Source organism: Candidatus Protochlamydia sp. R18 (assembly GCF_000648255.1).
Classification (GTDB): domain Bacteria; phylum Chlamydiota; class Chlamydiia; order Chlamydiales; family Parachlamydiaceae; genus Protochlamydia; species Protochlamydia amoebophila.
Genome location: NZ_BASL01000774.1, coordinates 1 through 10,528, shown reverse-complemented (window position 1 = coordinate 10,528; position 10,528 = coordinate 1). Strand labels below are relative to the sequence as shown.

8 protein-coding genes and 2 pseudogenes are annotated in these 10,528 nt (G+C 35.8%); 3 read left to right on the top strand and 7 right to left on the bottom strand.

Annotated features, from left to right (window positions below):
• Positions 1 to 3,566: hypothetical protein (locus TY19_RS11935; RefSeq protein WP_226988515.1), on the top strand; the 3,566-nt coding region annotated here is incomplete at its 5' end.
• Positions 3,567 to 3,960: 394 nt separating this feature from the next.
• On the opposite strand, the gene TY19_RS10415 is transcribed toward TY19_RS11935, so the two are convergent.
• From TY19_RS10415 to TY19_RS27370, 5 genes and pseudogenes are all read right to left on the bottom strand, one after another.
• The gene (locus TY19_RS10415) at positions 3,961 to 4,284 is read right to left on the bottom strand and encodes a type II toxin-antitoxin system HicB family antitoxin (RefSeq protein WP_042282354.1); all 324 of its coding nucleotides are present in this window, start codon (positions 4,282 to 4,284) and stop codon (positions 3,961 to 3,963) included.
• The gene (locus tag TY19_RS10410; RefSeq protein ID WP_042282351.1) at positions 4,278 to 4,535 is read right to left on the bottom strand and encodes a type II toxin-antitoxin system HicA family toxin; all 258 of its coding nucleotides are present in this window, start codon (positions 4,533 to 4,535) and stop codon (positions 4,278 to 4,280) included. Before TY19_RS10410 ends, TY19_RS10415 begins: the two co-directional genes overlap by 7 nt.
• A 289-nt stretch (positions 4,536 to 4,824) precedes the next feature.
• Positions 4,825 to 5,709: a hypothetical protein gene (locus TY19_RS10405; RefSeq protein WP_148300673.1), complete on the bottom strand. Its 885-nt coding sequence runs from the start codon at positions 5,707 to 5,709 to the stop codon at positions 4,825 to 4,827.
• A 38-nt stretch (positions 5,710 to 5,747) separates the two neighbouring features.
• Positions 5,748 to 6,080 carry a zinc ribbon domain-containing protein gene (locus tag TY19_RS10400; RefSeq protein WP_042282348.1) on the bottom strand — a complete coding sequence of 111 codons (333 nt, stop codon included), beginning with the start codon at positions 6,078 to 6,080 and terminating at the stop codon, positions 5,748 to 5,750.
• A gap of 11 nt (positions 6,081 to 6,091) precedes the next feature.
• Positions 6,092 to 6,295 (bottom strand): annotated as a pseudogene (locus TY19_RS27370) (type IV secretion system DNA-binding domain-containing protein); the annotation flags it as partial.
• A gap of 41 nt (positions 6,296 to 6,336) precedes the next feature.
• Between TY19_RS27370 and TY19_RS10395 the strand changes: the two are divergent.
• Entirely contained in the window at positions 6,337 to 6,783 is a 447-nt protein-coding gene (locus TY19_RS10395) for a hypothetical protein (RefSeq protein WP_042282345.1), read from the top strand.
• A 326-nt stretch (positions 6,784 to 7,109) separates the two neighbouring features.
• Here the strand turns inward: TY19_RS10395 and TY19_RS27365 are convergent.
• A pseudogene (locus tag TY19_RS27365) lies at positions 7,110 to 7,163 on the bottom strand (primase-helicase zinc-binding domain-containing protein); the annotation flags it as partial.
• 345 nt (positions 7,164 to 7,508) lie between these two features.
• On the opposite strand from TY19_RS27365, the gene TY19_RS10390 reads away from it, so the two are divergent.
• The gene (locus tag TY19_RS10390) at positions 7,509 to 9,584 is read left to right on the top strand and encodes an ankyrin repeat domain-containing protein (protein WP_042282342.1); all 2,076 of its coding nucleotides are present in this window, start codon (positions 7,509 to 7,511) and stop codon (positions 9,582 to 9,584) included.
• A gap of 498 nt (positions 9,585 to 10,082) precedes the next feature.
• Here the strand turns inward: TY19_RS10390 and TY19_RS11930 are convergent, their stop codons facing one another.
• Complete coding sequence (locus tag TY19_RS11930; protein ID WP_052354762.1) at positions 10,083 to 10,334, bottom strand: hypothetical protein; 252 nt, start codon at positions 10,332 to 10,334, stop codon at positions 10,083 to 10,085.
• Positions 10,335 to 10,528 lie beyond the last annotated feature (194 nt).

The following is a 10,528-nucleotide window of genomic DNA, read 5'->3' as shown; positions in this document are numbered from 1 at the left end:
CCTTGGGAGAAGATCCAGCGCAAGGATTGCCCGTTTTTACTTGCATCGGGGCTAAACACTGCTCTGGTTTCCATATCGATTCTGGCGGCAACCCAGCTGTTGTCACTGATCTTATCAACACACCTGATGGATTGGCCCAAATGCAAAAAAGGGAGGAGTATTCCTCAACTTCCCCTAATAATACGCTGCGCAAAACAATTTCTTTTCACCAAAATACTCATAAACTCTTTGAACTCTACCAAGAACAAATGTGCATCTATCTCGATGAAGAGTTGCCGCAAGCAAAAGAAATCAGACGCAAATGTCAAACGGTAAAGCTCCTAACAGATCGGCTGCAGGCCCATGAGGAAATTTGGTATGATCCTTTTAAAGTCCAGTTTATTGATCTAAAAAAACACTACTCAGAGCTGCTTCATCACCTTTTAAATGATCTATCTCTTTACTTTGGCATGGAGGAAGCCAACACACTCGATCTCATTGACGTTCTCGTAAAAAAGGAAATTTTCACGGCTGAAAGTGGTTATTTATTGCGAGAAGCAGTGGCTGCCGTTTACCTAAAAAGAGTGGGTCTCCACTTTACTTGTGGGGAACAAAAAGAAGAGGTTACTTTAGAAAATTCTCTCACTGAACAAGAGGTTCTAGCAAAGATTTATTGGCTTGTATTGCGCCCTCTTTACCGTAAGCTAAAGTTTTGCCTCTCCAACCTAGACTCTTATCAACTCAACTCTGGCATTTTTAAGTTAAACTCTCATTTTCAACGCATTGACCTTTTGAAAGAAGCGTTTTATGGAGAGGAATTGCACCCCAATACAATAGAAAATCTCAAGCCCTGGATGACGTATTTCGTCCATCATCTCGTTTCTAGACAACGAGCTAAGGCGTTTGATCTGAAACAGTTTCGACTTTGGCATGATGCTTACTACCAAAGGTTTTCCCGAATCACCTTCACGGAACCTCTAAGAGAAATCTATCTTAAAGTCTTGGACAGTTATCCTCCGGAGGAAAACTTGGCTACCTTAAGTGCCGATCTTGCTTCTATTCCCAACCCAAGCGGAGTTAGGCAAAGCCAGCGTTTAGAAGAAGAGCAGTTTCAACAAGCAATTCTAGCCATGACAACTGATCATCCAGACGGCTCCTTCCAAGTCAAAATCCGCTGCCCGGCAGTACCCCATGCCCGGTATCTCAAACAAGCCGTTTGCGAACAAATTTTAGAAGAAACGGGAGAGCTTAAGCGGCAGTATAAAAGTGCTCACGCTGTTGCAACTGCCTCTTATAATGGATTTCAGCTGCATTTTAAACAAAAACCGACGCATCCTCTAATGGAATATGCCATCCATGCGCTGACGGCACGTATTGCGGGGCACTTAAGCCCTCCAACTGAGCTGGCACGCTTTGAAGTCGAAAGGAAAGGAAAAACAAAAATCTACCCCGTCTTAATTTCCAAAACCATTCAAGGGCAGACGTTAGAAAACGTTGAACAGTTAGACATCAAACAACTGACCTGGGCTTGCCTGTGTGCCATACTGACGCGGCCAGGGGATGGCCGTTTTTCGAACTATATCGTCGAAGAAGAGACGCAGCGCATTTTCTGCATCGATAACGATGTTTCTTTTGTTGAGCCCGTGATGCACCATAAATTCTTCGGTCATAAAGTCCATTTTTCTTCCGCTCTTTTTTGTTTACATGCTAAATACCGTCTAGATCCTGAAGTAGTGAAAGCCTTTCTCCGTTTAGATCCTAACCTCATCCTCAATAGTTGGCTTGAAGACTTAATCCAAAAAGATGAGGCCTACCGCACCCTTCACCTCTTTACCCCCGAAGAAGAAAAACAGTTATATGAAGAAAACTCGGAAGATCGTTTTAAGGGAACGCTTCTTTTGCGTAGCGGCACGGTGGCAAATTTACTTGTGCAATTTTACCATCTGCAAGACTGTTTACGCCATCATGATTCAACAAGCGAAAAGAAGCTTACAGCTATCGATCTTTTATCCTGCCTCGTTAGCTTGCGTGACAGTCAAAAGCAAACCATAGATCGCTGGGTTTACCATAAATATCAGCAAGCCGTTGCTAGTAGTTTAGATCCCAAACAGAGACTACAAAAAGCGATCGATCGCAATGTCGAAATTTCTCTCACTTCCGCCCAAGCCGACGCAGCCAGTTTTGGCAAGCCCCCAACGTTTGAAGAAATTCAAGCACGTGAAGAATACTCTCCCGAAAAAGCCCAAAGCGAGCTTTTTACGTTTACATTAAGCCGTTGCACCTCAAATATTGCGTTCGGGACAAACAAAGAAGGAGAATGGATTGAAGCCGATTTTAGGCAGATGGTCAAAGGGAAGACACCTGATCTCGAAAGGCAACGCTTTGTGTTACAGGCCTTAATCTTTTTAATGAACAATTTTAAACCACGAAAAATCACTTTGATGAACTGCGCCGTTTTAGATCTGACCACGTTAAAACCTTTCTTGCATGTTGAGCTCGACTATTTAAATGTAAGCGGCTGCCCACTTATTAAAGTAGAAACCCTTCAAGAAATTGAAAAACGCTCTCCTAACCTCAAATCGCTCTATTTAAACCGTTGCTCTCAACTTCATGCGTTTGAAAAATCAAACTTTCCCTTCGCATCCACCTATTTGCAGTTTGCCAAATTAGAAGAATTGCAACTAAGGAGATGTAAGGCGCTTGTCTCGATTCAACTAGATGCTCCTCTTTTACACACCTTAAAAGCCGATAAAAATCCTCATTTAAAAATGCTCTTTTTCAAAACAACGGCTCCCTACGTCAAAGGAAGTTTTACAAGGTGTCCAGCCTTAGATCTAAAAAAAGCCAAAGAAGAGGGAGTGCGTAGAGTCTTAAAAGAAATGAAAGATTTGCAAATTGATTCTGAAAAATTATTTCAACTTTATATGAATGATTCTGAGCTTACCTCGCTTAGTCTTATTGGCGGGAGAATAAGCGATAAGGAAGCGGAAGTTATTGCTAATGGGCTTGCTTCCAATACGAGTTTGCGTATACTCTCTCTTAACAGAAACCAAATCAGCGATAAGGGAATGGAAACTCTTGCTCGCACTCTTGCTTCCAATACAACTCTAAATACACTCTTTTTTAACGGAAATCAAATCAGTGATAAGGGAATGAAAGCTCTTGCTCGCGCTCTTGCTTCTAATACGACTCTGAGTACACTCTCTCTTAACGGAAACCAAATCAGCGATAAGGAAGCGGAAGTTATTGCTAATGGGCTTGCTTGCAATACGACTTTGTGTATACTCTCTCTTAACGGAAACTCAATCAGCGATAAGGGAATCGAAGCTCTTGCTCGCGCTCTTGCTTGCAATACGACTCTGAGTACACTCTCTCTTAACGGAAACCAAATCAGCGATGAGGGAATCGAAGCTCTTGCTCGCGCTCTTGCTTGCAATATGACTCTGAGTACACTCTCTCTTAATGGAAACCAAATCAGCGATAAGAGAATGGAAGCTCTTACTCAATCTCTTACTTCCAATACGACTCTTAGGAAGTTTTGGCTTAACGGTAATTTAATAAAGCAAGAGGGAGTTATAAACAATTAACCAAGCTCTTAACTCCAATGTAGCTGCTATACCTGTAAATTTCTGTCTTAGCAATAAAGAATTTTTAACGATATATACAGTTTTTTTGAGTATTTACATTCAAATTTTTATACAGAAAAACTCTAGAGCGATTGGCTATAGCGTTGACTTGGGTTTTCATTCATTTGTGAGGAAAACATCCCTTAGACTTGCTCCTATCAAAATAAACAATGTCTTTTAAATCAACTTTTTTACTCAAAAAAAACAAATAATTATAATCATAAAAATTTTAATTAGAAAAAGTTAGTTAACTAATTATTTGGAAAACTGAATGAATACCTTACTAGGAGAAAGATTGCTTTGAGCGCTGAGTAATCCTTACCTCTGCTGAAAAGATCTTAAAAAAATTTTTTATTTACTGTATAGCTTGTTTTAAAGTCTGGCTAATATAGTTATTGAGGCTAATTCCATTGAATTTTGCTTCAGCGGCAAGTTTTGCATGCAAATCAGGTTTTAATCGTAAATGGATGTTTCCCGAAAATGGTTTTTCTGGTTCTTGGCCTAGCTCTTTACACCAATCCAAATACCCATCAATAGAAATTTCAAATTCTTTTTTTATTTCTTCAGGTGTTGTCCCGCGAAAAGTAATAACATCTCGAAGTCCTAGGACTTCTCCATGAAAAACCATCGCTTCATCGTCAAATTGAACAAAGCCTGTGTAGTTTTTGTATTTCAACATGGTTTTACTCCTGCATTTTCTAAAAACTTTTTGGCGGAAACTAAAGCACCCTTATCAATTTCTTTTTGAGGATGTGGTCGATGGAAATAAGCGCGAACACCATTTAACTCTACAGCTAAACGAGATCCACTTCCTTCTTTTATTCTTGCACCTAAGTAAATAAATAATTTTTCAACATCCTGCCATATAACATTTGATTGCACAGGGGTTTTAAATATTGCTTCAAGAGTGCGTAAGTGCTTTTTATTCATAATTTGATGGTACCATATTTTGGGACTATAGTCAATCATGATTGATCACAAAATTTTGATATTCCAGAAAATATTTGATATAGAAGCCTCAAAATAATTGGAAAAGAGGAGACTATATAATCATAGGCTCAAAATAAAAAATTCTCTTATTCCATCTGTTTTGATTAAAAATTTAACTCATTCAATTAATAATTGGTTTTATTCAAAAATAGCTTTCTGCAGAAAAATCTAAAACAACTTAGCATTTTAATATCCTTACAAAAATATTTAGGACTATTAGAATAAAATTTTATCGAGTCATTTCAAATAGTGTGATTTCTAAAAAATCACCTTGGGAATAAATAGCAGATATTTTACCTCTTAATTTTTGGTATTTTTTTTGAAGTTCTACTGTTTGAGAATGCCTATAATCAGCAACGAAGTGTACAGGGGAAATAATTAAGGGTAAGTAATGATAATCACTAAAAGGCTTTAACCTAGAATTCAGATATTGGTATTCTTCTTCTAGGGAAACAAACTGTTTGGAAGGTTTAAGCATTTTATAGGGAATTTTGGGAATTTGTTTAAAATCAATGAATTGTCTTAAATCGTTTCTTCTAGAATATAATTCTGCATTATGTTGCCCATAGCCGAGCAAAATACCGAGGAGAATTGGGTTTTCTTTGATCACAGAAAAAAAATTCTGACTTCTTTCAATTTTATTCAATAAGTTTTTAGGTGTGATATTCTCGCCTAAAATTGTCTCAAAAATTTTCAGGTGTTGACAAATAGTTTTTACAAACCATTTCTTATTAATAAAAAAAATGTTTTTAGTATTTGTTTGAGCAGATTCTTCAAGTAAAAGATAATTTTTCATTGGAAACAGATGTTCGTATTTTTTCCATACCTTCCATTTTTCCCAAAAATAACCGCCACATTTCATCCGGCAAAAAATATTTCCATAAGGGGTTAAGATAAAATTTGCCGTGACTGAAACAGGCTTATCTCCAAATAGGGTATAAGCGAAGTGATCATTGTTCATCAGTTGATAGAAAAGTCTACTTAAGACTTCCCTATCATCTTCTGGTATTGATTTTAAAATTTCTGTCACTGAATGGGCATGCAATAATGGATGAGCAAAAAAGGTAAAAACAATCAATTTGCATATGAATAGTTTTTTTAAAATATGAATCATTTTTACCTCATTTTTTTGCTCATCTAATAAACTTCGCACTAGGGCTTTTTAGTTCCGCAAACTCCACAAAAATTTACCTTATTATAATTTTCGTAACCGCAGTTTGGATTAGGGCATATCCAAGTATCCCCCCAAAGACCTCTCATAAGAAGTATATCCTTTAAAGGTATAAAAATACCGTATACATCAGTTAAAAGACTACGAATAGGGAGTAATTTTCCTTTAAAATTTAGAAAAATTTGCTTAGTACCCAAATGTATTTGATCAGCCTTAAGATAAACTTTGTCACCGACTATGATGTTTTCATTTAAAAATTGATCTACTATATCATTTTCAAAATAATTAATCGTTTGCCGAAAATCATCACCCATATTTTTTTCACCTAAGGCAAAGATAGGATAGGCATGAACATCGAAAAGGGTTGGTCGGTACCGGTCAGCAATTCGAAGCAGGTCAAAAAATTAAACATCACAGCACGAATGGAGGCAGCCTTTTTTTCTGAATTTATATCGAAAGAAGCGGCTTTCGTTTCTTGGACCAAACCGCAAAGCTCTTGAAGGGGGTCTCGTAATTGACACGAAAAAAGTTTGCTCGTAGAATAATATTTTAAAGAAAAAGGTTAAAATTATGCCTATGTTTGAAATTATTTCCTTTCTGTTATCCTCTAGTATTCTCATAGGAACTCTTGCTCTATTTTATCGTTTTGGACGTAATCAAGAATGTATAGATAACAGCTTCAAGGCTATTGATGAAAAGTTAAAGGCCGTAGACGAGCGTTTCAATAAAATGGATGAACGTTTTGATAAAGTTGACTCTAGACTTAATAGAATCGACGAACGTTTCAATTCCTTAGAAACGCGTATGGCTATTGTAGAAACGCGACTAGGCGACATAGCAACAAATGTTAGTCGTTTGATGTGGCATAGTCAATCAGTCCCACCTAAAGAGGTTTCAAGAACAATAGTTAGACAAAGTTTAAAGTCTTTCCTAGAATGTTTTTTTGAGAATGGCTTGTCTATGGTTAACTATATTCAGTTTAAACCGACAAATCAGCTTTTTATAAATCAAAAATAATTTCAAATTGCGCATGATAACTTCTTTAACGGTAAGTTAGCAGGGGAATACTCTCTTTATTGCGTTCAACAGGCAATTTATGTCTTTTGGCTTAATTACTAAGTTAAAGAATTTATTAATCAGATGCTATATGAAATATAACTAGACCAAGATGTCTCAGTTACGTCTGATAATATTTTAGTGAGACGATAAGAAAGATATAAACCGACAAATGTATCGGTTTAGTTACTCTTTAGATTTTTTAAATGACATGCCGAGGAAGTCGCACCAAAACTGAATCATATCACCGTTGCGCTCGCACTGACGACACCAATAACGATCGTCGTTCAGACGATAAAGCGATCTTGTTCTCCACATGACGGGCAAGGATTGTGATACTCTTCACCACTAGCGCTTTATTGCAACTGTGCAATATCCAAAAGCTTTAGTATCTCCATTCTACATCTGCCCTTTTTCAAAATATTCAAACATTTGATATTGAACATCTACTTCTAACTCTTTTTTGAATCAAAAATGCCTGTATTGATTGTCTTTAAAGAAAGAGTTTTTTTAGCAATTTTCAGAAAAAATAGAATCATCAATCACTCTAGAGCATTCTACTTAATCATTTCGTGAATCACATATCATTAATTTGAATCTGAAATGCCCTGATTTGATTTTTTTTATCTAACATTGTAGAGTTCAGGGTAAAATTTTTTTTATTAAAAGCTACCTAGGGAATAAAAATGATTCGGGACGAACCAATTGACTTTCAAGCTCAAAATATTATAGCAGCAGCTAGCGAGATATCTGAGAACCTCTGCATCGTATCACTACCAAATGAAACTATTTACAATATTTTTACTTTTTTAACGGAAAATTCAAAAAACTTGCTTAATCTAAGGTTAGTTTGCTCGTGGTTTAAAGCTATCATCGAAACAGATGGCAATTGTAAACGATTCTTCAAAATGAGCACCTCGAGAGATCCGCTATTTCAAAATAGTTCAAAATTTTCAAACTATCTTAGCAAATTCCTTTCTCATCTGTATCCTGGACTAACTTCTAAACCGGGTATTGATAAATTAATAATGCGTCCATCTTTTAAAGATCATTTTGCTATAACAATTCTTAATCTATTCTTGCAAAATGTTTTAAGAGCCTCCTCTATTTCAACTGGCAAAAAGGCTTTAATAGAAAAAATTAATGACCTAAAAACCCATCTTTATATCTCTATAGACTCCCATCCATATTCTACAAGTTTTGAGTTGCAAGAAAAACAAAACCAGGAAATCATCAATCCTCTTTTAAAATTATTTATCAAACTTGAAGTTGATCCAACGGCAGTTAATCGTCAAACCCGTCTATCTTTGCTAGGAGAGGCAGCAGCCCTACAAAACGCAGAAGGCATAAGAATCATTTTGAAAGCTCTTAAAAACAAGGGAATAACTGGGGAAAAGTTAATCAAAAAATTAAACACCCAATATAGTTATGGACAAACTGCTCTTCATTATTTAGCAAATAGCGTTAATATGCCTTATTTTAATCGAAATAAAACAGAAGAAACCTTGAAATTATTGCTTGATCATGGTGCTGACTTACATGTTGAAAATCAACGCGGATACACACCTCTTCGTAATTTTCAAAATTCAGCAGAACTCAAAAAAATACTTAAAAATATATATCCCAATTACGAGACTAAAAAAAATCAAAAATCATCTAGTCCAATTGAAAAATTATACACAGCAATAAAGCAAGGGGACCTAGATAAAGTCAAGGAACTACTTGAAAATGATAAAAACTTTATTAAACATCGAGTTACATACCAATGGATGACACCTTTAATGCATGCTTTACGTCGTGGAAATTTACAAATTGTCAAAATCCTCCTTTCTTATGATCCCGACATCACACTTTTAGATGATATTGGATGCTCTGTTTTTCACTATTGCGTAGGCAGTGGTGAACTTAAAGTAAAAGCCAAAGTTGATATTTTAAAAGAGTTAATCCGACGTGCTAAAAGCAGCGGTCAAACTGGTATGATTTCAAAAGCGGACGCTTGGGGAAATTTCACCCCTCTTAGCACAGCGATTGAAAAGAATAGCGATCCTTTAGAGCTTGTGCAACTGCTTTTGCCCTATTATCGCGATAAAATAAATCAAAAGCCCTATTTATCTATGGCAGTCTTTAATGATCAATTTGAAGTTGTTCGTTTATTACTAGAAGAAGGAGCTGAAATTAATTCTCAACAGCTCTATCGTGGCCATTCTCCCTTTTATTGGGCAGCCTTTCACGGAAATGTAGAGATGACAAGACTGCTTCTTAAGTTTAACAAAGATCCTCATGAAGTGAATGCAAATCACGAGGACGGAATGACTATCTTGCATGTTGCTACCACAAATATGCATCTGGAAATGATGGAATTTTTACTTTCTCAGGAAAAAATTGATCTTTATGTCCAAGATGATGAAGGTCATACACCTTTGTATATTGCTGTAGAGTCGGGATATTATGAGGGCGCCAAGCTCTTGATTCATTCTGGAGCTCAAATAAAGTTGACTGAGAACTCAAAGATTTTAAGTGAAGAGGGACCTCATTTCGATAAGCTTAGGCATCATTTATTATATTTATTCATAAAGAATAAAGATTTGGATTCCCTTCAATTAATTCTTAATAGCCCTTTCGACCTCCAGCTCACAACAGCACATGAAGAATTTGGTAAATCTCCCATTATGTATGCAAAAGAAATTGATCCTAACATAATGCAAATGATTTACAGACTAACTTTGAATAAATCAAATAGGAATGGAAATTATTCGAATTAGGAAACTGTCATTGCATGAGATGAATTTGCTTATTTTGCTTGATCATTGCAAAAGAACTGATAGCTTCATTGAAGCTATCTAAATATCGCATATATTTTTGAGTTGTCTTAACTATTTATAGTTATTTAAAAACTTTAAGTCTTAGATGTTAAAAGTTTAAATTAAGCTATGTAAGTTTGTTACTCGTGGAACATTTCTGATGAGGCTATCAAAACTCTTAAAATAGACAGTATATAAAATGCCTTGGTAAATAAATCTCTTGTTTAAAACTTCTCTGTACTTACATTTAAAAATCTCAAGCATAAGTCTCTTTAAGGACAAATCAGCGAAAATTCAGTAAGGTAAAATAAGCGCCTTTAAAAAATCACATGAGAATAAACGAGTAAATAGAGTTATAAAACTTTCGAGATAGTGGTCTTTTTTAAAGGCCGCTTCCATATTTTTTTAGCTATCTGAAGCGTTTGCCTAATTTCTTCGTTTTCTTCTTCATTCGTTCCATTATTGATGATAAAAAAATCCAGGATTCACAAAGGCGTTTAAAGATTGATTAGCGTTGTATAGTTGAAATCCTTCTAATTTTTGAAGATAGCCTCTTTTAGAGAAGGCTATGGAGTTGTTTCTTCCGTAACCAAGCAAAATGCCCAGCAAAGTTATGTTATAACGAATCATGTAGTCTCTGTCTTTAGGACAACAAACTTCTTTTAAGAATTCTGCGGCGTTTTGGTTTGAATTAGAATGCTTTTGAAACAAGTCTAGGTTATCTTCTATAACTTTTAACGTTGCTCGTTTATTAATTAAAACAATTGTGCTGTAAGCTGGAATAAATCTAAAACAAAATTATTTGAAGAAAATAAATGGCTATAGCGTTGCCAAATCTCTATTCCATTCCATACAATCGAATAACCTGGATGTTTTGTAAAAATTATAACTGCATATCGAGCCGG